A 19,407-nucleotide genomic window follows, 5' to 3' on the forward strand; every position below is an offset into this window, starting at 1 on the left:
CGTAGGGGGCAAACGCTATCACCTTACCTCCGGAACAGAACACGCGCTCGCCGGCCGAGTCGTAGGTGTGGATCTGCAAGTCGCCGTCCAGAGTGCGCTCTGGGCCGCGTATTCCCGCCACATGCGTGCCTCTTTCGCAGCAAATTTGGCGGCTCTTCAAACACATCAACCCAGCAGCGGCGCCGAAGGTCTTTCGCTTTCAGTTCCGCGTTGGTTTACTCCACAACGCCGCGCTAAAGGTTATCACATAGCACGAGCAACCCTCAGCAACCCTTCAAACTTGACCCTTTGACCAATATCCTTCAACCAATTTGTCAATTGCAGTATTTATTTCGTCTATGTTTCCTGGACCTTCCGGAGAAGGCGGAATTAGCTGATGCGGGTCCACGAAGGCCTCAGCTTCTTCGTTTGATTTTTGTCGTTCCCCCTCTTCGAGAATCCCAATGTCCCATGCGGCAGTCAAATCTTTGTAGCACTGCGGAAGCTGTGCCTCGTCGAACTTTTCTCGAGCTAATGCAACAATTGGTATCTCGATTTTATTTTGCTGCATAAACTGATGAATGTAGTTTCTCAACCTTATAGGCTCCGCAAATTCGAGGCCGGAGACAGATCTTTCCAAAGAGTCTAACTCACGCTTTTCTGGTGAGCGCTCTGTTTGCACCGTAATAACGGGATATGGCATTCCCCCTATCACTCCTTTGAGCTGCTCTTTGCCCCGAAAGGTAAAGTGGTAATCGACCAAATCCATGTGCCTTAGCATGGTTAGCAGCCAAGCTAGATCGATGGATAGTGCCAGCTCATGAGCCTGTGCGAACTTCGATATTCTAAACCCGGTATCTATTTGCTTTCCTAAAAAATCATACTCACCGGGATTTATATCAGCTTTCATTTCATCTTCTTCGTTGAGCTGATCTCCAACGCTGCTCTGAGTTTGCTCAAGGGAAAAACGGCTGGCCGACGTCACGGTGGCGTTAGGTGCCGGGAAGGATGCAATCCAAGCGCAACCTTTTACATCCAACTCCGCCTCTTGCTCGTTAATGAGGTTACCATAAGCGGACAAAGCTTTGGTGAATGCTCTAATGCAACACGCAAGGTGCTCCAGGCATACTACACGAATACAAAATATAATTTCGTCGCCCACAGTCTTCCAAACTTTTGGCGATCTGTCGCTGAAACTTTCTCTCCCTTCAGAAATGCCCGCGTATTCTTTAAAATACGCATTCATCATGTTGGGGAATTGGCGGTAAAAACTCCTCGTGCGATTCAACCAGACGGGATAAGGCTCGCCACCTTCACGTCTATCGCCATGCTTAGCCTTGAATGCCGTCGATCCAACGAGATCAACCGACATGAAAAGCCGGACGCGGTACTTGGGGCACTCACCCATCAACTAGAGCCGCAACGAATGCGCGCGTATCTCTGCAGCCTTTGGACTCACTCCAAAGTGTATAGATGTTGCGTCGCTGGAACGCCCTCTCGCCTCGTAAACCTGCTTGAACTCTGCTGCTGGCATGAGAAAAGCGGCAGCAAACCAATTAGCTTCCCATTCGGCCCGCTGTAATGCTTCATTACTCTCGTTGACCCAGCGGGTTGCCACCATCACCGTGCCTGGCGCTGACGATGAAACCAAAGGGTAATGCAAGAACAAATGACCCAGCTCGTGTGCAATTGTAAATCTATCGCGCACGGCTGAAGTTACACTAGGCAGAAAGATCGTGAAGTCACTCATGGAACGCACAATGATTGACTCCGGCAGCTTATCTGCAGTTACCTCTGCCGTTTTATATTCTATGCGCCCCCCAAGTCTCACGACAAGAGGCTCCATCGCATCACCAGCTTTGAACTTGAGGCGCGCGGCCGCATCCTCAGCCACTGAGTATACCTTTGCCTTCAGAAGGCGGGTCGGGATCGGATCGGCGGCTTTCACCGGGGCACCCCTAACACGAAGCGGAACGCTGCTTATCTCGCGATGAGAACATATGAGGAACACACATTACATCCACACCTATCAACAGGGGAGAGCAGTGACGTGCGACAAGGTGTCATGATGTGCCTTCTGTCACTTATCCACAGCGATTGAGCCATTCCTACCTGATTCGAGCACTCACCTTCCCGCCTAGAGTCCGGCAGCTGCTCACACCGCTTGGCCGGGCTGCCTCCATAGCTTCTCAGTCTTGTGCGCTCGGGCGATAATCGCGGCCTTCGGTGAACATCTTAGCCAGCGCCACTCGGCCGTTCTTGTCGTAGACCCTGACCCACCAGCCGGACCAATCGAGAAGCGCGCGGCGCACTGTGAGGTCGAGGGCGACGCGCTCGGTGTGGAGGCGCATCAGCGCAAGTGTGGGCATCCAACAGCGAAGCGCCTACTTGGCGTGAAACGCTGGGCGAGCAGCCCTGTCGCCACAGCAAGGCCGGTGTGGCCATTACCAACCTAAAACGCCTGGAGGATGCGCCGCGAGCGCTGATGGCTGCTATGTATGTTTGCAACGTGCGCTTCGGCCGGGGCGCGCCGTTGTGCCGGCTCGGGCTGGGCTCACGGAGAAGCACACGTGGTCGACGAAGTTCGAGATGCGTAGCCCGCGCTACACCACGCAGGTGGCCGAGCTACCGATGGCGCACGCCTGATACAAGCCAACGCCTACTTGCTGAACGTGCCGGTCCTTATTGACCATAAGCACAACAGCTTGGCTTAATGAGGCATCCGAAGTCATGCGACCGGATACGTTGGAAGGGATGTTCAGCACTGAAGGGGTCGGGCATCAAGCTAATGCCGCCCAATTGCCGCCCAACCTTAGGGAAGCTGGGCTGCAAAACAATATAAGTGGTTGAGATGTTTGGTGGGTGCACAAGGGTTCGAACCTTGGACCCGCTGATTAAGAGTCAGCTGCTCTACCAACTGAGCTATGCACCCAACGCCTTGCGGCGGTCGCTGCGGCCCACCAAGTCCGCCGCGACGAGGGGGCTGATAGCAAACGCCCCGGGGGGTGTCCACCCCCGGGGCGCTCTTTTCTCGGCTAAACCGAGGCCGGGCTCTGGGCGTGCAGGCGCACCGCCCAGGCCTCGAGCTTGTTGAGGGCCGAGAGGTAGGCACGGGCCGAGGCGACCAGGGTGTCGGGGTCGGCGCCACGCGCCGTGACGCTGCGCTCGCCGCTCTTCAGGCGCACCGAGACCTCCGCCTGGGCATCGGTGCCCTCGGTCACCGCATGGACCTGGTAGAGTTCGAGGTCGGCCGCGTGGGGCACCAGGGCCTGGATCGCGTTGAACACCGCATCCACCGGGCCGTTGCCGTCGGCCTCCTCCGTGACGACGCGGCCGTCGATGTCGAGCTTGAGGGTCGCCCGCTGCGGACCCCGGGTGCCCGCGATCACCGACAGGGAGACCAGGCGGATGCGATCGTGTGCCGTGGCGAGGTTCTCGTCGACCAGCGCCTCGATGTCCTCGTCGTAGACGTGCTTCTTGCGGTCCGCCAGCGCCTTGAAGCGTTCGAACACGTCCTGGAGCTGGTTGTCGCTCAGCACGAGGCCGAGCTCGTCCAGCTTCGAACGGAAGGCGGCCCGGCCCGAATGCTTGCCCATGACCAGCGAGGTCTTGGCGACGCCGACCGAGGCCGGGGTCATGATCTCGTAGGTCTCGGTGTGCTTGAGCATGCCGTCCTGGTGGATGCCGCTCTCGTGCGCGAAGGCGTTCCGGCCGACGATCGCCTTGTTGTACTGCACGGGAAAGTTGGTCGCGTGGCTGACGAGCTTCGAGGCGCGGGTGAGCATCGTGGTCTCGATCCCGGTCTCGTAGGGCAACACGTCGCCGCGGGTGCGGATCGCCATGACGACCTCCTCCAGGGCGGCGTTGCCGGCGCGCTCGCCGATGCCGTTGATGGTGCACTCGACCTGACGCGCGCCGCCCTCGACCCCCGCCAGGGAGTTGGCGATGGCGAGCCCGAGATCGTCGTGGCAATGCACCGAGAAGATCGCCTTGTCGGCGTTCGGCACCCGGTTCCGGACATCCTGGAACATCCGGCGGTACTCGTCGGGCGTGGCGTAGCCCACGGTGTCGGGCAGGTTGATGGTGGTGGCACCCGAGCGGATCGCCGCCTCGACGCAGCGGCAGAGATAGTCGATCGGCGTGCGGGTCGCGTCCATCGCCGACCATTCCACGTCCGCGACGAGGTCGCGGGCCTGGGACACGGTCTTGAGGATGATCTCGACCACCTCGTCCTCGGACTTGCGCATCTGGTGCGCGAGGTGGATCGGCGAGGTCGACACGAAGGTGTGGATGCGGCCGCGCCTGGCCTGCCGCACCGCCTCGCCGGCCCGGGCGATGTCGCCGGGGATCGCACGGGCGAGGCCCGCGACGGTGGCGCGCTTGGACCGGCGGGCGATCTCGGCGACGGCCTCGAAGTCGCCGTTCGAGGCGATGGGGAAGCCCGCTTCGATGATGTCGACGCCCATCGTGTCGAGGAGCTCGGCGACAGCGAGCTTCTCGTCGAGGGTCATGGTCGCACCCGGACACTGCTCGCCATCGCGCAGGGTGGTGTCGAAGATGAGGACGCGGTCCTTCGTGCGGGCTTCGGGGGCCGGAGTCGGTGAGGTGGTCATGGCGGATGTCCTGTCGCGGCGCGGTCCGGGAAGGGACGCGGCGCCCTGAAGATCGAAGGGGTCCGGGCCAGGCGCCACGGTGTCGGCGCCGGCCTTCGCGAACGGCACGCCCCTGAGAGCCCAGGCGCACGCGCCCGGACGGCCCTCAGGGGCGGCTAAGGAGCAGCAGGGCGGCAAGAGACGCGCGCGACCGGGCGGCCGCGAAGGCGGCGTCGGTGATGCTGCGCGTGGAGCCGGCGCTGGCCAAGGCTCGTCTCTCCCGAGAGGCAAGGGCGCGCCGCGGCGGCGCGCGAACGCTTGCGAAGGCGGTTTACCTAGCCGCTGGCAGCCGGCTTGACAAGGTTCGGCACCGAGACCGCCGCGGCCCTCCCGGCGGTCGAAAGGGACCGGATCCGGCAATCAGAGCCGGTTCCCCACAAGGTATCCGCGGAATTCGCGATCGTTTGGGTCGGACGCATTGCCGTGAGGGCCGCTCCGCCTAGCTTCGCTGACGGATCGAATACGATCCGGCGGCGAAATCAGTCCGTCCACGCAAGAAAAAATCTGGAAGGAATCCCCCACCATGTCGCGGATGCTGTCGCGCACCCTGGCCCTGCCCACCCTCGCCCTGCTCGCCGGAACGGCCCCGGTGCTGGCACTCGATGCCGCCAAGACCATCGACGTCGCCGCGCCTCCGGCCAAGGTCTGGGCGACGATCGGCGACTTCTGCGGCATCGGGCAGTGGCATCCGGCCATCGAGAAGTGCGTGCTGTCGCAGGACGGCGGCAAGACCCTGCGGACCCTGAGCCTCAAGGGCGGCGGCACCATCGTCGAGTCGCAGACCAAGCGCGACGACAAGGCGATGTCCTACACCTATGCCATCGTCTCGGGCCCGCTGCCGGTGAGCGACTATTCCTCGACGATCTCGGTGATGCCGAAAGGTTCGGGCTCGACGGTGAACTGGACCGGCAGTTTCAAGGCGAAGGGTGCCCCGGACGCCGTGGCGATCGACGCCGTTTCGGGCATCTACGATTCGGGCCTCAAGGCCATCGCCGACAAGTCCAAGTAGATCCGAGTACACTGGTCCGAGGAAACGGATCCAAGGAAACGGATCCAAGGAAACGGACCCACGTCACCGGACCGAGACCGAGGGCGGCCGCCGTGGCCGCCCTCCCCGCGCGGGTTGGTTCGGCGGCGCCCGATTGACCGGCCGGAGCGCACGGCGCAAAACCGCCCCGGATCAAGCTGTGCCGTTTGCCGGCACGGTTACAGTCAGGAGCCGCCGTGTCCCGGGTCAGCCTCGCCGTCGCCGCCCTTCTCTCCGCCGCCCTGCTCGGCGCCTGCAAGCCCACCGCCTCGGCGCCGCCCGCGGCCGCCGTCGCGGCCGCTCCCGTGGTCGCGGCGCCACTGCCGCAGGGCAATGGCTGCGGCCCCGTCATCGCCCGTACCCAGGCGGTGGTCGACAGCGATGTCGCCACGGGAAATCTCAACCCGCCCGTGGGCGAGCGCTTCAGCGCCGACCTGCGCAACGCCGCCGATGCCTGCGCGGGCGGCCGCGAGCGCGAGGCGCTGAGCCTGCTCGGGGCCGCGAAGGCGCGCTACGGCTACCGCTGAGCGCCCGCGAAGGCGCGGGCGAGATAGGCCCGCACGAACCCGGGCGTCCGGGCGGCATCGAGGTCGTCCGGGCCGCGCGCGACGGCGAAGCCGGCGAGTTCCGGCGCGGCCTCGCTCAGGCGATGCGCCTCCATCCGGGCCTGCAGCGCCCCGGCCGTCTCGGTGAAGCGCACCGGACGCAGGAAGGCGCGCTGGCTCTGGCCCGAGACCAGGACCCACTCTTCCGGTGCGCCGGCCGGCAGGGTCAGGCCCGTCTCCTCAAGGAACTCCCGTCCGGCGCTGCCGGCGAGGTCGACGCGGCCGCCGTCGCGGAGGTCGGCTCGATCGGGGGTTCCGCAGGCGAAATAGATCTGCCCGGCATTGGCGGTGTGTCCGCCCATGATGCCGAGAACGGCCGCGCCGTCGGCGCTCCATGGCACCACCGCCGCGAAGGCGTTGGTCACGGCCGGATCCGGGGACCCGGCGAGGCGGAAGGCGAGGAACTGGGAATAGGCGACCTCGAACAGGTCGATCGCGCAGGTCGATCCGTCGATGCGGCAGTCGCGGGCGAGGAGCACCGGCCCGTCGAACAGGTCCGGCCGTTCGGCGCGCCGGGCCGCCCAGGTCTCGGCGATCGCCCCGGCCTGGTCGCGGGCCCAGGTCCAGTCGCAGGGCACCAGCCGGGCTTCGATCCGCCGGAGCGGCGTCAGCGTGAAGCCGTCAGACAAGCAGCGTGCCCTCGCTCACCAGAACCGCCGCCCCGCTGATCTCCACCGAGCGCAGGGCGCCGGCCTCGATGACGAGTTGGACCCCGATCGTGCTCGGCCGGCCCATGGCGACGCCCTGGCGCAGGACGATGTCGTGCTCGCCGTCGCCGAGGGGCTCGAACTGCATCATCACGCCGGCGAAGGCCGCCGCCGCCGACCCGGTCGCGGGGTCCTCGGGCACGCCGAGATGGGGCGCGAACATCCGGGCCTGATAGCGATGGCCGAGGCCCTCGGGATCGGGCGTGTAGCAGTAGAGCGCCGCGGGCGACCCGAGTTCGTCGAGGGCGGCGGGCACCACGCGGGCACGGTCGAGGGCCGCCGGGTTCGCGAGGGGCACGAACAGGAAGGCCGGCCCCGCCCGGTGCCGGCTCGGCGCGTGGCGGGCGAAGCCGATCTCGCCCGGTTCCAGGCCCAGGGCAGCGGCGACCCGATCCGCCTCGGGACCCTCCCCCAGGTATTCCGGCAGGACCGGCATCTTGAAGCGCCCGGTGCCGCGCCCCTCCCCGGGCTCGACGACGCAGGCGAGCGTCCCCAGCGTGGCCTCGAGCCCGAAGGCCAGCGCGTCGGCGAGTCCCGCCCGCTGGTCGCGCAGGGCGAGGAGGATGGCGGTGCCGAGGGTGGGATGCCCGGCGAAGGGCAGTTCGGAGGCGGGGGTGAAGATGCGCATCCGGGCGCGGTGCCGCGGCGCCTCGGGCGGGAGCACGAACACCGTCTCGGACAGGTTGAACTCGGCCGCCAGGGCCTGCATCGCGGCGGTGTCGAGCCCCTCGGCATCGAGCACGACGGCGAGGGGATTGCCGGTCAGCGGCGTGTCGGTGAAGACGTCGAGGGTCACGAAGCGGCGTGGCATGGCGAAGTCTCCGGGCTCTGCAAGCGTGACGCTGAGCGAGGGATCACCTTAGACGCTGTCCACCGGGAACGTCTCGCTCGGCGTCACGAACTCGTCCTGGGCCGCCACCGTGAGGATCTCGCGCGAGCCGGCCTCGGCGGTGCGGCGCAGGAGGCCGTAGACCGAGGCCCCGGCCATCCCAAGGGCCAGGGCGGCCGAGCGCGTCCGGGCGTAGTGCACCAGGAACAGGGCCGCGATGGCGTCGCCCGCGCCGTTCACGTCGAGATGCAGGCGCGGGGTGCGCAGGCGCCAGAAATGGCCGCCCTCCCCGGCCAGGAGGTCGATGGCGTCGTCGGGCGTGTCGTTCGTGATCAGCGAGGTGACGAGGACGACGCGGGGTCCGAGGGCCTGGACCGAGGCCACCGCGCGCCTGGCTTCGTCGAGGGTGCCCGTGGGCAGGCCCGAGAGGTGGTTCAGCTCGAACTGGTTGGGGGTCACGATGTCGGCCGCGGGCACCGCCTGCTCGCGCATGAATTCGGGGATGCCCGGGCGCACGTAGATGCCGCGGTCGGTGTCGCCCATCACGGGGTCGCAGGCGTAGAGCGCCTGCGGGTTCAGCGCCCGCACCGACGCCACCGCCCGCACGATGGCGGTGCCGATATCGGCCGAGCCCATATAGCCCGAGAGCACCCCGTCGCAGGTCCCGAGTACGCCGCGCTCGGCGATGCCGGCCACGAGATCCTCGATCGCCGGGCCGTCGAAGACCCGCCCGCGCCAGGCGCCGTAGCCGGTATGGTTGGAGAACTGCACCGTGTGGATCGGCCAGACCTCGACACCGAGGCGCTGCATCGGAAACACCGCAGAGGCGTTGCCCACGTGGCCGAAGGCGACGTGGGACTGGATCGAGAGGATGTTCATGGCGGAATCTCCCGAGGTCGCGCGGCGAAGCAGCGGTGGCGCCAGCCCTTAACCCGGTTTTCCGTCCCGACGCACCCCCGCCGGCGCCCGACGCGCTTGCCCCGATCCGCGCCCTCGGTCACAGGGAGGCGCCGAACCTCAAGCGAGACCCATGGACTTCGACGCAATCCGCACGAGCACCCTCGCCTTCGTGGAGGCGAACCAGGGCTGGACACCGCTGATCGTCGGCGTGCTCGCGTTCTGCGAGTCCCTGGCCTTCCTGTCGCTGCTGGTGCCCGCCACCTTCCTGTTGCTCGGAATCGGCGCGCTGATGGGGTCGGTCGGCATCCCGTTCTGGCCCGTGATGCTCGCCGGTGCCCTCGGGGCGGCCCTCGGCGACTGGGTCTCCTACGAGTTCGGGCACTACTACAAAGAAGGCGCCAAGCAGATGTGGCCGATGCGGCGCTATCCCGCGATCGTCGCCCGCGCCGAGGAGTTCTGCCGCAAGTGGGGGGCCGGCGGCATCCTGATCGGGCGATTCATCGGGCCGGCCCGGGCCGTGGTGCCGCTGATCGCCGGGGTCTTCGGGGTGAAGCGCCTGCCGTTCCAGATCGCCAACGTGACCTCGGCTCTGGCCTGGGCCTTCCTCATGCTGGCGCCGGGGGCCGGGCTCCTCGGCTACCTGAAGGGCTGAGGCGCCGTGCGCCGGTTTCCGCCCGAGCGAATCGTCTGCCTGACGGAGGAGACGGTGGAGACGCTCTACCTCCTCGGCCAGGAGGACCGCATCGTCGGCGTCTCGGGCTACGCGGTGCGCCCGGCCCGGGTCCGGCGGGAGAAGCCGCGGGTCTCGGCCTTCACCAGCGCCGACCTGCCCAAGATCCTGGCCCTCACGCCCGACCTCGTGCTCGCCTTCTCCGACCTGCAGGCGGAGATCGTGGCCGACCTCGCCCGGGCCGGCATCGCCGTGCACCTGTTCAACCAGCGCGACCTCGCCGGCTGCCTGGCGATGATCCGGACGGTGGGCGCGTTGGCCGGCGTGCCGGCCGAGGCCGACGCGCTGGCGACGCGGCTCGCCGACCGGATCGCCGAGGCGGCGCTGGAGAGCGCCGGGCGGCCGCGTCCGCGCGTCTATTTCGAGGAATGGGACGCGCCGCTGATCTCCGGCATCGGCTGGGTCTCGGACCTGATCGCGGCGGCCGGCGGCGACGACGTCTTCCCCGAGCTCAGCCGACAGGCGGCGGCCCGGGACCGGATCGTGAGCCCGGAGGCGGTGATCGCGGCACGCCCCGACGTGATCCTCGCCTCGTGGTGCGGAAAGCGGGTGAACCGCGAGCGCATCCGCGCCCGCCCGGGATGGGACGCGATCCCGGCCGTGGCGGCCGGGCGCATCCACGAGATCAAGTCGCCGCTCATCCTCCAGCCGGGACCCGCCGCCCTCACGGACGGATTCGACGCGATCCGCGCCGCCCTGCGGGACGGCCCCTGAGGCGTTTCACGCGGCCGGCAGGGGGTCGGCCTCGCGCCGGCGCGCGCTCGGGGCCGGCCCCGACGGGGCCGTGAGCCAGGCCCGGCGCCGGGCGATGAGGTGGCGCAGGCGGGCGGCCCGCTTTTCCCGGCGCTCGCAGCCGTCGCAGGACGCAGCGTCGGGACAGTCCAGGGCACCGCCCTCGAACAGGCTCACCAGGGACACGACGAAGCCGACGAGCAGCAGAACCGCCAGGACGGCGAAGGGCCAGGCCAGGCCGAGGGCCACCAGCGCGGCGATCCCGAGCTTCAGCGCCAGGGAACCCGCGACCTTGAGCTTGATCAGGGCCGCCAGGATCGCGCCACCGCCGAGGAGGCCGCGCGCGGCCCGCAGGAGGCGCACCCGCAGGCGCCGCCGTGCGGCCAGCGCTTCCAGCCGCCCCAGTTCGCGCGCCACCCGGGCGGCCGCCGCATCCCGCGTTGCGATACCGTTCTCCGGCAGGCCCGCCTCCCCCGTATCCGCTCCGCCGCGATGGGTGCCACGAACCGGGCGGTCACTCCACCCCGGCAGCGGCAAAGGGGTCGCAGGTGACAAGCCGCGCGGCGGCTGATTTCCTTGCGACGGTCCCGATTCGGGACACCGTTCCGATGCATCAGAGCCGTATGTCAGCAGCCCTCGCGTCCGTGATCCTTCCGCCCGACCGGCGTCAGTCGGCGACCGCGCTCCAGGTCCAGCGCGGCGTCCGGCGCCTGTTCGCCGAACTCGGCCACGTCACCATCCCGGAATTCTCCCTGGCGAACGGCCGGCGCGCCGACCTCATCGCCCTGTGTCCGGCCGGACGCCTCACCATCGTGGAGATCAAGTCCAGCGTCGCCGACTTCCGGGCGGACCGGAAATGGCCGGACTACCGCGACTATTGCGATCGCTTCTACTTCGCGATCCCGGAGACGCTCTCCACCACCCTGACGCCGGAGGATGCCGGCCTCATCGTCGCCGACGGCTTCGGCGCCGCGATCCTACGCGACCCGGCGGACCATCCCCTGAGCGGCCCCCGGCGCAAGGCCGTGACCCTGCGCTTCGCCCACAGCGCGGCGCGCCTCCTGCACGCGCTGGCCGATCCGGGCGCCATCCGCGAAGGCGCGCTCTGAGCCACGGCGAATCGTCGCCGCTGCGTCGGCGGCCCGGCATGGTAAGGAGCCACGCTCCCTTCAGCGACGGCCGAAATCATGCGTCTGCCCTCCCGTCGCCGTCCCATCGATGGCGATCCCTCCATCCTGCGACGGCTCCAGGCGGCCTCGGGCCGCCGCTCTCTGGTGCTCTACTTCGTCATCGTCCTGGTGCTCCTGGCCACCGCCCAGGGCTATGACGGCTCGAGCCATTCCGCGCATCACTGGATCGGACTCGGAATCTACGCGGTCTTTTCCCTCGGCCTCGGGATCGCCGATTGGCGCGCGTCCCGGCGCGACGGCGGGGCGGAGCCCCGGACGGACTGGCTGGCCTGGACCGCGACCCTGCTGAATGCCGGCGTCGCGCTGTTCCTCATCGTCGAGCACATGCTGGTCGGCGCTGTGGAGACCGAGGAGACCGCGACCGCGGTGAGCCGGCTGCCGGCCTTCCTCCTCCTGCTCCAGACCGGGCTCAGCATGCGGGTCTGGCACACCGCCGTCTTCTCGGGGCTGGTGAGCCTCGCCTGGGGCGGCACGATTCTCCTCGCCTACCTCGCCCCCGAGAGTGCCCACCTCGGTCCGCACGTCACCCTGGATGAAGAGGTCCCGGGCCTCCTCACCTTTCTCGCCGCGAGCCTCGTGGTGATCGACGGCGTGCGGCGCCTGCAGATGGCGGTGACGACCGCCCTGCGGATGGAACGGGAACGCACCAGCCTCGCGCGCTTCGTGCCGCGCCGGGTGGCGGGGGAACTCGCCGAGCGCGGCGGCGGGGTCGGCGCGGTCCAGTCCCGCCATGCCGGCCTGTTCGGCCTCGATCTGCGCGGCTTCTCGGCCTTCTCGCGGGATCAGGCTCAGGAGGAGGTGGTGCGGGCCCTGCTCGATATCCGCGCCCTGACCCATGTGGCGGTGAGCGAGCACGGCGGCATCGTCGACAAGTACGTGGGCGACGGCATCCTGGCCCAGTTCATCGTCGGGCGGCCGCAGGCCCAGGCCGAGGCGATGCTGGCCTGCGCCCGGACCATCGTCGCACGCCTCGCGATCCTGAACGGGGACCGGCGCCGGGACGGGCGCCCGGAACTGCGCGTCACCATGGCGCTGCACGCCGGCGAGGTGCTGGTCGGGGTCTTCGACGACGGGCACCGCGCCGAATTCACGGTGCTGGGCACGGCGATGAACCGCCTCGCGCGGATCGAGGCCCGGGCGAAGGCCGCCGACCTGACCCTGGCGGCTTCGGACGAAGTGATCCGCCTGCTCTCGCCCGCCACGCGGACGATGCTGCGCCTCTCCGGAATGCCGCCGTCGGAGTGCCGCGACACCCGCGACATGGTGCTGTTCGCGGTGGATTGGACGGCGGATGCCGCGGCGCCGGAGCACCCGGTCGCCTCCGTGGCGTGAGGCGGCGCGCTTCCCGTCCGCTCAGCCCGAGAACGACCCGAAGCCCTCGAAGCCGATGCGCTGGCTCGCGGCCTCGTCGACCTTGGGCCGTTCGAGGATCGCGGGATCGATCTCGGGAACCGGGACGGCCTCCGGGCGCGTGGTTTGCGGCGACGGGACATCGTCCGGGACGGAGGGCCAGATCGGACGGTCCGGTTTCACTGCGCGGTTCATCGGGACACCCCTGGCATGCGGTGACGGTCGTCAATGAAATACAGTATACCAGAAACGCCGCAAGCCAAGGCGCGTTCCGCCACCGCAAGGGGAGAACGGATCGGTCGGTCCGGCCTCCCCAGCCCTCGGCCTCGTCCGTCTGCCCGGTCTTCACGCCGCCCAACGGAGCGGTCTCGTCCGCGTCCTGCGCCGCGTCTCCGATACGGCCCTGCGGCGTCAGGCGCGGCCCGTCGATGGCGGCGTCCCCCGCCACCTCGGTTCCGGGCCGTTCCAGCGGTTCGCCGGGCGCGTCCCTGACCTGCCCGGTGGCGGGGCCGCGGGACTCCGCCTTGGCGGCGGCGTTGTGCCCGGGTGACCGGTCGTCGGTGGCTTCGGCGACGCGATCTGTCGGCATCCGGCGCGTCTCCGTCATGAGCGGGGTCTCCCGATCCGGAGAACGCCGCCCGGACGAGGCCGTTTCGGATCAGGTGCCGCAGAAGGTCTGCAGCACCCGCTCGTGCGGTTGGGGCGGCTCGGCATAGGCCGCGAAGGCGGGCTGGTCGTCGTAGGGCCGGGACAGAACCGTCACGAGTTCGTGGAAGGGCGCGAAGTCGTCGCGCGTGATCGCCGCCTCGATCACGGCCTCGACCCGATGGTTGCGGGGAATGAAGGCTGGGTTGACCCGGTCCATCGCCGCCCGGCGCTCGGACGGATCCACCGGTTCTGCGGCGAGGCGCGACCGCCAGCGCGTTGCCCAGGCGTCATAGGCCGCGGGATCGGTGAACAGGTCGCGCACCGGTCCGTCGCCGTCGGGACCGGGCGCCGCCGCACCGAGACGCCGGAAGGTCAGGGTGAAGTCGGCGCTCCCGGCCTGCATCGCCTCCAGGAGGGCGCGGCCGAGGTCGCGGTCCTCGTCCCGCTCCGTCGTGAGGCCGAGCTTGGCCCGCAGGCCGCCGTAATAGGCCGCCTCGAACCGGGGGCCGAAGGCGGCGAGGAGGTCCTGTGCCACGGCGATGCCGTCCTCGGACTCGGGCGCCAGCAGCGGCAGGAGCGCCTCGGCGAAGCGGGTGAGGTTCCAGTGCAGGATGCCCGGCTGGTTGCCGTAGGCGTAGCGCCCATTCTCGTCGATCGCGCTGAACACGGCCGAGGGATCGTAGGCGTCGAGGAAGGCGCAGGGGCCGAAATCGATGGTTTCGCCGGACACGGCGCAGTTGTCGGTGTTCATCACCCCGTGGATGAAGCCGACGAGGAGCCAGCGCGCGACGAGGTCGGCCTGGCGCTCGACCACCCGGGTCAGGAGCGCGCCGTAGGGGTTCGGCGCCAGCGCCAGCTCCGGATAGTGCCGGCCGACGACGTGGTCGGCGAGTGCCCGCACGCCGTCGACGTCGCCCCGCATGGCGAAGTACTGGAAGGTGCCGACGCGGATGTGGCTGGTCGCGACGCGGGTGAGGACGCCGCCGGGCAGCACCGTCTCGCGCATGACGGAATCCCCGGTGAGCACCGCCGCCAGGGCGCGGGTGCTGGGGATGCCGAGCGCCGTCATGGCCTCGCTGACCACGTATTCGCGCAGGACCGGCCCGAGGGCGGCGCGGCCGTCCCCCCGCCGGGAGAACGGCGTCGGACCGGACCCCTTGAGCTGGATGTCGCGCCGGAGACCATCGCGCCCGACGACCTCGCCCAGCAGGATCGCCCGCCCGTCGCCGAGCTGCGGGACGCGGTTGCCGAACTGGTGGCCGGCATAGGCCATGGCCAGGGGCTCGGCGCCCTCCGGCACCCGGTTGCCCGCCAGCACCGCGACGCCCTCCGGGCTCTCCAGCCAGGCGGCCTCGATCCCGAGCTCCGCGGCGAGATCCCGGTTGACCCGGATCAGCCGCGGCGCCGCCACGGGCGTGGGGTTCACCGCGGCGAAGAAGTGCTCCGGAAGGCGGGCATAGGTGTTGGCGAAGGGGATGGCGGCTGTCATCGAGGGCGTTGGTCCCGTGTGCGGCGCGGCGGACGGCTTCGACCCACGAGGTGGGGCGCCGCGTGCGCCAAGGCAAATCATGTCAGCCCCGACATCGCGCCAGCCTCCGCGCAGGCCGAACCGCGGCCCGGCCTCGCGCCCGCTCCCCTGCCCGTCATCGTAGGGACCGCGCCCCGTGCGCGCCCGGCCGGCGACGCCCGCCGGGTCCCGGCCGGGAAAGCCGGTGACGGAGCCGGAGCTCCGGGCCGCGGCCGGCAGCGGCAGGGCGGAGGCCGCGGCGCAGGGCCGCGCGTCCGCCGATGACCGTGACCGCGAGCACGAAGCCGGCGAGGAGGTCGGGCAGGTAATGCCCGCCGGCCCCCAGGGTCGCCACGATGACGACGGCGTTGAGCGCGATGGCCAGGGGGCCGAGGACCCGGACCGGCGCCAGCGCCCAGGCGGTCAGCACCGCGAGGCAGACGTGGAAGGAGGGAAAGGTCACGAGGCCGCGGATGTCCTCCAGGGCGAGAGTGCGCAGGGTCCCGGCGCGCAGGTGCTCCAGGGCGTCGAGGTGCCAGAGGGCGCCCAGGGTCTCGATCGACCCGTCCGGCACGGTGGCGAGACCGTAATGCACGAAGGGTCCGGCCGCCGGCACCAGGGCGGCGAGGAGCACGACCGCGAGGAGCAGCACCGCGAACATCCGCACATAGGCCCAGAGCCGGCCGACCCGGAGGGTGGCGCTCAGCACGATCACCGTGAGCCCGACCTGCGGGCCGCTGGTGTGATAGGCGAGCGCCAGCCACCAGGCGAGGCGCGGCTGCGCCTGGAGAGCGGCGATGTAGGCGGGCCAGTCGAAGCCCAGGGCGGCCTCCGCCCGCGCCAGCCGGGCATCGGCCAGCGGCAGCGCCCAGGTGGCGGTCAGGTAGTGGAGCACCGCGATCGGCAGCGTCACGGCGATGAGGCTGGCGCTCGCCAGCGCCATCGCCCGGAGCTTCGGCTCGGACAGGACCGGGCCGAACAGGACCGCGAGGGCGAGCAGCGCCGCCACCAGCGCCGCCGCCATGCCGAAGCCGAACGGCGCCAGGGCGATTCCGACCCGGCGCAGCCACACCGCGTCGACGAGGGCGATCGCCAGGGCGAGGCCCCAGAGCGCCGGATGCGGCGCGGCCAGGGCGGCCGCGATCCGGTGGAAGCGCGCGACCGGCTTGGCGAGGGTGGCGGATCTGTCGAGAAAGGATCCTGCGCCGGGGGCGGAATCGGCGAGCCAGCGGCGGGTTCCGCGCGCGGGCATCGGGATCGGTGTTGCGTCGCTCACCCGGAATCCTTCTTGGTTCGTCGAAGCCGGAACTCGGCTTTGCGCGGGTTTGTTGCCCGGTATCGTTCCTTTTCCCATCCCGGTCCGGTCTCAGTCCCGATGGTCCACCGTTGAGCCGCATCGCCTTCCTGGATTTCGAGGCGTCCTCGCTGGCCAGGACCAGCTACCCGATCGAGGTGGCGTGGGTGTTTCCCGACGGCGATTCGGAGAGCTTCCTCATCCGCCCGGCTCCGGGATGGACCGACTGGGCGCCCGAGGCCGAAGCGGTGCACGGGCTCGCCCGGGAGCGCCTGGAGCGCGAGGGCGTGGCCCATGACTGGGTGGCTTTGCACATGCTCACGGCCCTGCGCGGCGTCGCACTCTACGCGTCTGCGCCCTCCTGGGACGGCCGGTGGCTGAGCCGGCTCCTGCGCGCCGCCGGCCTGCCCCGCCACGCCCTTCGGCTGAAGGCCACGGCGGAGGCGCAGCGCCGCGCCATCCTCGACGTGCTCGCGGCGGGCGGCGTGGCGCCCGCGGCGCGTGACGCCCAGGCGGGCGGGCTCCTCGCGGCCCTGCGGCTGGAGGCGCGCGACGATCCGGCCGCGGAGCATCGCGCCCTGTCGGATGCCCGGCGCGAATGCCGGCGCTGGCTGCGCGCCCGAAGCCGCGCCGAGGCGCTGCTCCGCGAGGATGTCGCCCGCCCGGCGGGCTGAACGGCCTCGGACGGGTGCCGGCCGCTCGCGGGCGCCTTCCGGGACGCCGAGGTCCTGCTGCTGTCGCGACTCGGCGAGGTCGCGCCGGGCCGTCTCGGTGCCGAGTTCCACGCGCGATCGGCCGCGCGCGAACCATGTGGCCAGGGGGACCGACAAGACGAGGCCCAGCGCCCGGCCAGAACCGATGGACTTCGTGGCAGCCTTCCCGGGTCCGGAAGCCGCCGCGCGATATCCCGAGGGGCCGCGACGCTTCGTTCCGGGCCTCGAGGTTCCGGGCCTCGCGGCGCGTCACCGGGTGACCGGCATCCTACCTGCCGAACACGTCCCGGCGGACGCTCGCATGCAAGCGTCCGGACCCATGATGGTGGCGTGGACGGCGCGGGTGTGATTCACGGCGCCCGTGGCAGGAGCCGACGGGCCGGTTCTGGCTGACGGGCGAGCAGTTTAGCGAGGGTTGCCCCGCACCTGCCGACGGACACGCGCTCCTCACCTCGCGTTTCGGTCGGCAACCGCCGCACGATCCGAGGCCTGTTTCAGGGCCTTCCCTCATGCCAGCGCGGGCAGGATGACGGAGACCTCGACACCGGCGTCCGAATTCGGGAGCGGTGAGGTCACGACGATCTTCGTGCCCACGCGGTCGACGATCGTCCGGACGATCGCGAGCCCGAGTCCATGGCCGTCCATCACGCCGTTCGCCCGCTCGAACCGGTGCATGATGCGGTCGCGGGCGGCCGGCGCCAGGATCGGTCCGAGGTTCGATACGGACAGCGAACCGTTCGGCTTCAGGATGACCTCCACCGCTTCGTCCTGTGAACCGTGCCGGAGCGCGTTCTCGATCAGGTTCCGGGCGAGAATCGCGACGGTGTCGGGATCGAGGAAGGACAGGACCGGGTCGGGCGGAAGTTCCAGTGCGATCCGCCTCTCGCCGACCCGCACGAAGTCCTCGACGATCAGGCGCAGGACCAGGCGGAGGTCGGAAGTGTCGTCGAGTTGCAGACGGCCACCCTCGGCGCGAGCGAGTTGCATGAGCTTCTCGGAGGTCCGCGTCAGGCGTTTCAGGGTGGCCTCGATCTCCATGGCGCGTTGGCTCGTCTGCTCCTCCTGGGTCTCGGAGCGGATGCGCTGGGCCTGGGCGATCGCCCCGGCGACCGGGGTGCGAAGCTCGTGCGCCGCATTCGCCGCGAAACTGCGCTCCGCCTCGAAGGCGCCCGTGAGCCGGCCGAGCAACTGGTTCACGCCGGCGAAGATCGGAGCGAGCTCGCTCGGCACGTCCGTTTCCGGAAGGGGAGACAGGTCCTGGGCTCCGCGTCGGGCGAGACCTTGCTGCAGGCCTCGAACGGGTCGGAGCGATCGCCTCACCACGAGACTGATGGTCAGGAGGCTCAGCGGGATGACGATGACGAGCGGCAGCGCCAGTCCCGCGAGCATGGTCCGGGACATCTCGCGGCGGCGATCCAGCTGCTCGGCGACGCCGATGGTGATGTTCCCGTCGCGGGAGGCGTCGGAGTAGATCTTGTGGGTCTTCGTGCAGAGGAAGCCGGGCTGGCTGAACGGAGGAAACACGGAGCTGTCGACGCCGTCCGAACCGAGCAGGACGCGGCCTTTGCGATCGCGCACCACGAATGTCAGGTCCTGGCCGTAGCGTGCGGCCCGCCCGATCAGCGTCGGGCTGTCGTCGATCCTGCTGTCGGCCTCGGACGCCTCAAGCCGCAGGCGTCCCTCGCGGAGATCGCGCCGTGCGATCGGAAGGATGCGCTCAGCCGTCGTCTTCAATCCGTCGTTGAAGACCTGGTCCATCTCCTGGCTCACCCGCCAGACGGTGATCGTCGCCGACACGAGCCAGAACACCGTCACCGCGAGCCCGATGACGAGCGCAAGGTAGGCTTGTATCGAACCGAACATCCTCACGGGCGCGCCAGCCGGTAGCCGAGACCGCGTTCCGTTTGGATGACGTGGGCGCCGAGCTTCTTGCGGAGCCGGCTGATGTGCACCTCGATCGCGTTGCTGTCGACCTCGCTGTCGAAGGAGTACAGCCGTTCTTCGAGGCGGGCCTTCGACAGGAGTTGGCCGGGTCTCTGCAGGAAGGTCTCGAACAACGCCCACTCCCGAGCGGTCAGGATGACGGGCTTGTTCTTCAACGTCATGCTCCGGGCGGCGATGTCGATCTCGAGGGCTCCGAGAACCACGATCGGGTTGGGGTTGCCCGAATAGCGGCGCGCGACCGCACCGATGCGTGCCGAGAGTTCGGCGAGGTCGAACGGCTTCACGAGGTAGTCGTCGGCCCCGGCGTTCAGCCCCGCGATGCGGTCCGACACCTGATCGAGCGCCGTGAGGATGATGACGGGTGTCGCGACGGCCCGCCCTCGCAGCCGCTTGAGGAACGGGACGCCGAGCCCGTCCGGCAGCATCAGGTCGAGCAACATCAGGTCGTACCCGGCGGTGGCGAGTGCGTCGTCAGCCTCATCAAGACGGTTGACCCAATCGACAGAATGGCCGTCTGCCGCGACCTGATCGCGCGTGGCCGCACCGAGCACGAGGTCGTCCTCGATCATCAGCACCCTCATCGTAGCCCGGTCTCCCCCG

At 69.1% G+C, this 19,407-nt stretch carries 21 protein-coding genes and 1 tRNA gene; 8 read left to right on the plus strand and 14 right to left on the minus strand.

Going from position 1 to position 19,407, the window contains the following annotated elements; genetic code table 11:
• Window positions 1-274 precede the first annotated feature (274 nt).
• The 3 genes from ACLBWX_RS01195 to ACLBWX_RS01205 form a co-directional block, all read right to left on the minus strand.
• Window positions 275-1,351 carry a hypothetical protein gene (locus ACLBWX_RS01195; RefSeq protein WP_447675268.1) on the minus strand — a complete coding sequence of 359 codons (1,077 nt, stop codon included), beginning with the start codon at window positions 1,349-1,351 and terminating at the stop codon, window positions 275-277.
• 39 nt (window positions 1,352-1,390) lie between these two features.
• The gene (locus ACLBWX_RS01200) at window positions 1,391-1,927 is read right to left on the minus strand and encodes an ImmA/IrrE family metallo-endopeptidase (RefSeq protein ID WP_447675269.1); all 537 of its coding nucleotides are present in this window, start codon (window positions 1,925-1,927) and stop codon (window positions 1,391-1,393) included.
• Between the two features lie 241 nt (window positions 1,928-2,168).
• Complete coding sequence (locus tag ACLBWX_RS01205; RefSeq protein ID WP_447675270.1) at window positions 2,169-2,348, minus strand: hypothetical protein; 180 nt, start codon at window positions 2,346-2,348, stop codon at window positions 2,169-2,171.
• Window positions 2,349-2,514: 166 nt separating this feature from the next.
• Here ACLBWX_RS01205 and ACLBWX_RS01210 point away from each other — a divergent pair, with 166 nt between their 5' ends.
• The gene (locus ACLBWX_RS01210) at window positions 2,515-2,625 is read left to right on the plus strand and encodes a DUF4113 domain-containing protein (RefSeq protein WP_447675271.1); all 111 of its coding nucleotides are present in this window, start codon (window positions 2,515-2,517) and stop codon (window positions 2,623-2,625) included.
• Window positions 2,626-2,835: 210 nt separating this feature from the next.
• Here the strand turns inward: ACLBWX_RS01210 and ACLBWX_RS01215 are convergent.
• Window positions 2,836-2,911 (minus strand) — tRNA-Lys (locus tag ACLBWX_RS01215).
• 103 nt (window positions 2,912-3,014) lie between these two features.
• Entirely contained in the window at window positions 3,015-4,592 is a 1,578-nt protein-coding gene (locus ACLBWX_RS01220) for a 2-isopropylmalate synthase (protein WP_447675272.1), read from the minus strand.
• Window positions 4,593-5,154: 562 nt separating this feature from the next.
• Here ACLBWX_RS01220 and ACLBWX_RS01225 point away from each other — a divergent pair.
• Both ACLBWX_RS01225 and ACLBWX_RS01230 read left to right on the plus strand, forming a co-directional pair.
• The gene (locus ACLBWX_RS01225; protein ID WP_447675273.1) at window positions 5,155-5,640 is read left to right on the plus strand and encodes an SRPBCC family protein; all 486 of its coding nucleotides are present in this window, start codon (window positions 5,155-5,157) and stop codon (window positions 5,638-5,640) included.
• Between the two features lie 215 nt (window positions 5,641-5,855).
• A complete protein-coding gene (locus ACLBWX_RS01230) occupies window positions 5,856-6,185 on the plus strand; it encodes a hypothetical protein (RefSeq protein ID WP_447675274.1) in 330 nt (109 codons plus the stop codon).
• Here ACLBWX_RS01230 and ACLBWX_RS01235 read toward each other — a convergent pair.
• From ACLBWX_RS01235 to pdxY, 3 genes are read right to left on the minus strand one after another with little or no spacing between them, the layout of a single operon-like run.
• On the minus strand, window positions 6,176-6,892 hold the full coding sequence (locus ACLBWX_RS01235; protein ID WP_447675275.1) for an NUDIX hydrolase: 717 nt from the start codon (window positions 6,890-6,892) through the stop codon (window positions 6,176-6,178). The genes ACLBWX_RS01230 and ACLBWX_RS01235 overlap by 10 nt on opposite strands.
• Complete coding sequence (locus tag ACLBWX_RS01240) at window positions 6,885-7,781, minus strand: PhzF family phenazine biosynthesis protein (RefSeq protein WP_447675276.1); 897 nt, start codon at window positions 7,779-7,781, stop codon at window positions 6,885-6,887. Before ACLBWX_RS01240 ends, ACLBWX_RS01235 begins: the two co-directional genes overlap by 8 nt.
• Window positions 7,782-7,829: 48 nt before the next feature.
• Window positions 7,830-8,678, minus strand: a complete 849-nt coding sequence (gene pdxY / locus ACLBWX_RS01245) for a pyridoxal kinase PdxY (RefSeq protein ID WP_447675277.1) — start codon at window positions 8,676-8,678, stop codon at window positions 7,830-7,832.
• Window positions 8,679-8,829: 151 nt separating this feature from the next.
• Between pdxY and ACLBWX_RS01250 the strand changes: the two genes are divergently transcribed.
• Together ACLBWX_RS01250 and ACLBWX_RS01255 are read left to right on the plus strand one after the other, a co-directional pair.
• On the plus strand, window positions 8,830-9,351 hold the full coding sequence (locus ACLBWX_RS01250; RefSeq protein WP_447675278.1) for a DedA family protein: 522 nt from the start codon (window positions 8,830-8,832) through the stop codon (window positions 9,349-9,351).
• Window positions 9,352-9,357: 6 nt separating this feature from the next.
• Window positions 9,358-10,143 carry a cobalamin-binding protein gene (locus tag ACLBWX_RS01255; RefSeq protein WP_447675279.1) on the plus strand — a complete coding sequence of 262 codons (786 nt, stop codon included), beginning with the start codon at window positions 9,358-9,360 and terminating at the stop codon, window positions 10,141-10,143.
• A 6-nt stretch (window positions 10,144-10,149) separates the two neighbouring features.
• On the opposite strand, the gene ACLBWX_RS01260 is transcribed toward ACLBWX_RS01255, so the two are convergent.
• Window positions 10,150-10,578 (minus strand): hypothetical protein, encoded by a 429-nt coding sequence (locus tag ACLBWX_RS01260; RefSeq protein WP_447675280.1) that lies wholly within the window; start codon window positions 10,576-10,578, stop codon window positions 10,150-10,152.
• 206 nt (window positions 10,579-10,784) lie between these two features.
• Here ACLBWX_RS01260 and ACLBWX_RS01265 point away from each other — a divergent pair, with 206 nt between their 5' ends.
• Both ACLBWX_RS01265 and ACLBWX_RS01270 read left to right on the plus strand, forming a co-directional pair.
• Window positions 10,785-11,270, plus strand: coding sequence for an MmcB family DNA repair protein (locus ACLBWX_RS01265; RefSeq protein WP_447675432.1), 486 nt, complete (start codon window positions 10,785-10,787; stop codon window positions 11,268-11,270).
• A 78-nt stretch (window positions 11,271-11,348) separates the two neighbouring features.
• Window positions 11,349-12,683, plus strand: a complete 1,335-nt coding sequence (locus tag ACLBWX_RS01270) for an adenylate/guanylate cyclase domain-containing protein (protein ID WP_447675281.1) — start codon at window positions 11,349-11,351, stop codon at window positions 12,681-12,683.
• Window positions 12,684-12,704: 21 nt separating this feature from the next.
• Here ACLBWX_RS01270 and ACLBWX_RS01275 read toward each other — a convergent pair whose 3' ends face one another.
• The 3 genes from ACLBWX_RS01275 to ACLBWX_RS01285 all read right to left on the minus strand — a co-directional run bounded on the left by ACLBWX_RS01275 (window position 12,705) and on the right by ACLBWX_RS01285 (window position 16,132).
• Window positions 12,705-12,896, minus strand: coding sequence for a hypothetical protein (locus ACLBWX_RS01275; protein ID WP_447675282.1), 192 nt, complete (start codon window positions 12,894-12,896; stop codon window positions 12,705-12,707).
• A gap of 463 nt (window positions 12,897-13,359) precedes the next feature.
• The gene (locus tag ACLBWX_RS01280; protein WP_447675283.1) at window positions 13,360-14,838 is read right to left on the minus strand and encodes a protein adenylyltransferase SelO; all 1,479 of its coding nucleotides are present in this window, start codon (window positions 14,836-14,838) and stop codon (window positions 13,360-13,362) included.
• A gap of 154 nt (window positions 14,839-14,992) precedes the next feature.
• Complete coding sequence (locus ACLBWX_RS01285; protein WP_447675284.1) at window positions 14,993-16,132, minus strand: phosphatase PAP2 family protein; 1,140 nt, start codon at window positions 16,130-16,132, stop codon at window positions 14,993-14,995.
• A gap of 110 nt (window positions 16,133-16,242) precedes the next feature.
• Between ACLBWX_RS01285 and ACLBWX_RS01290 the strand changes: the two genes are divergently transcribed.
• Complete coding sequence (locus tag ACLBWX_RS01290; protein WP_447675285.1) at window positions 16,243-16,824, plus strand: 3'-5' exonuclease; 582 nt, start codon at window positions 16,243-16,245, stop codon at window positions 16,822-16,824.
• Window positions 16,825-17,370: 546 nt separating this feature from the next.
• On the opposite strand, the gene ACLBWX_RS01295 is transcribed toward ACLBWX_RS01290, so the two are convergent.
• Together ACLBWX_RS01295 and ACLBWX_RS01300 are read right to left on the minus strand one after the other, a co-directional pair.
• Entirely contained in the window at window positions 17,371-18,726 is a 1,356-nt protein-coding gene (locus ACLBWX_RS01295; RefSeq protein WP_447675286.1) for an ATP-binding protein, read from the minus strand.
• A gap of 2 nt (window positions 18,727-18,728) precedes the next feature.
• Window positions 18,729-19,388, minus strand: a complete 660-nt coding sequence (locus ACLBWX_RS01300; RefSeq protein ID WP_447675287.1) for a response regulator — start codon at window positions 19,386-19,388, stop codon at window positions 18,729-18,731.
• Window positions 19,389-19,407 lie beyond the last annotated feature (19 nt).

The organism is Methylobacterium sp. M6A4_1b (assembly GCF_053345175.1).

Excerpts from the sequence above, each read along its gene's own strand:
- ACLBWX_RS01220 (WP_447675272.1), bottom strand. The coding sequence starts at position 4,592 with ATGACCACCTCACCGACTCCGGCCCCCGAAGCCCGCACGAAGGACCGC.
- ACLBWX_RS01280 (WP_447675283.1), bottom strand. The coding sequence starts at position 14,838 with ATGACAGCCGCCATCCCCTTCGCCAACACCTATGCCCGCCTTCCGGAG.
- ACLBWX_RS01250 (WP_447675278.1), top strand. The coding sequence starts at position 8,830 with ATGGACTTCGACGCAATCCGCACGAGCACCCTCGCCTTCGTGGAGGCG.
- ACLBWX_RS01205 (WP_447675270.1), bottom strand. The coding sequence starts at position 2,348 with ATGCCCACACTTGCGCTGATGCGCCTCCACACCGAGCGCGTCGCCCTC.
- ACLBWX_RS01300 (WP_447675287.1), bottom strand. The coding sequence starts at position 19,388 with ATGAGGGTGCTGATGATCGAGGACGACCTCGTGCTCGGTGCGGCCACG.
- ACLBWX_RS01265 (WP_447675432.1), top strand. The coding sequence starts at position 10,785 with ATGTCAGCAGCCCTCGCGTCCGTGATCCTTCCGCCCGACCGGCGTCAG.
- ACLBWX_RS01295 (WP_447675286.1), bottom strand. The coding sequence starts at position 18,726 with ATGTTCGGTTCGATACAAGCCTACCTTGCGCTCGTCATCGGGCTCGCG.
- ACLBWX_RS01270 (WP_447675281.1), top strand. The coding sequence starts at position 11,349 with ATGCGTCTGCCCTCCCGTCGCCGTCCCATCGATGGCGATCCCTCCATC.
- ACLBWX_RS01275 (WP_447675282.1), bottom strand. The coding sequence starts at position 12,896 with ATGAACCGCGCAGTGAAACCGGACCGTCCGATCTGGCCCTCCGTCCCG.
- pdxY (WP_447675277.1), bottom strand. The coding sequence starts at position 8,678 with ATGAACATCCTCTCGATCCAGTCCCACGTCGCCTTCGGCCACGTGGGC.
- ACLBWX_RS01225 (WP_447675273.1), top strand. The coding sequence starts at position 5,155 with ATGTCGCGGATGCTGTCGCGCACCCTGGCCCTGCCCACCCTCGCCCTG.
- ACLBWX_RS01195 (WP_447675268.1), bottom strand. The coding sequence starts at position 1,351 with ATGTCGGTTGATCTCGTTGGATCGACGGCATTCAAGGCTAAGCATGGC.
- ACLBWX_RS01240 (WP_447675276.1), bottom strand. The coding sequence starts at position 7,781 with ATGCCACGCCGCTTCGTGACCCTCGACGTCTTCACCGACACGCCGCTG.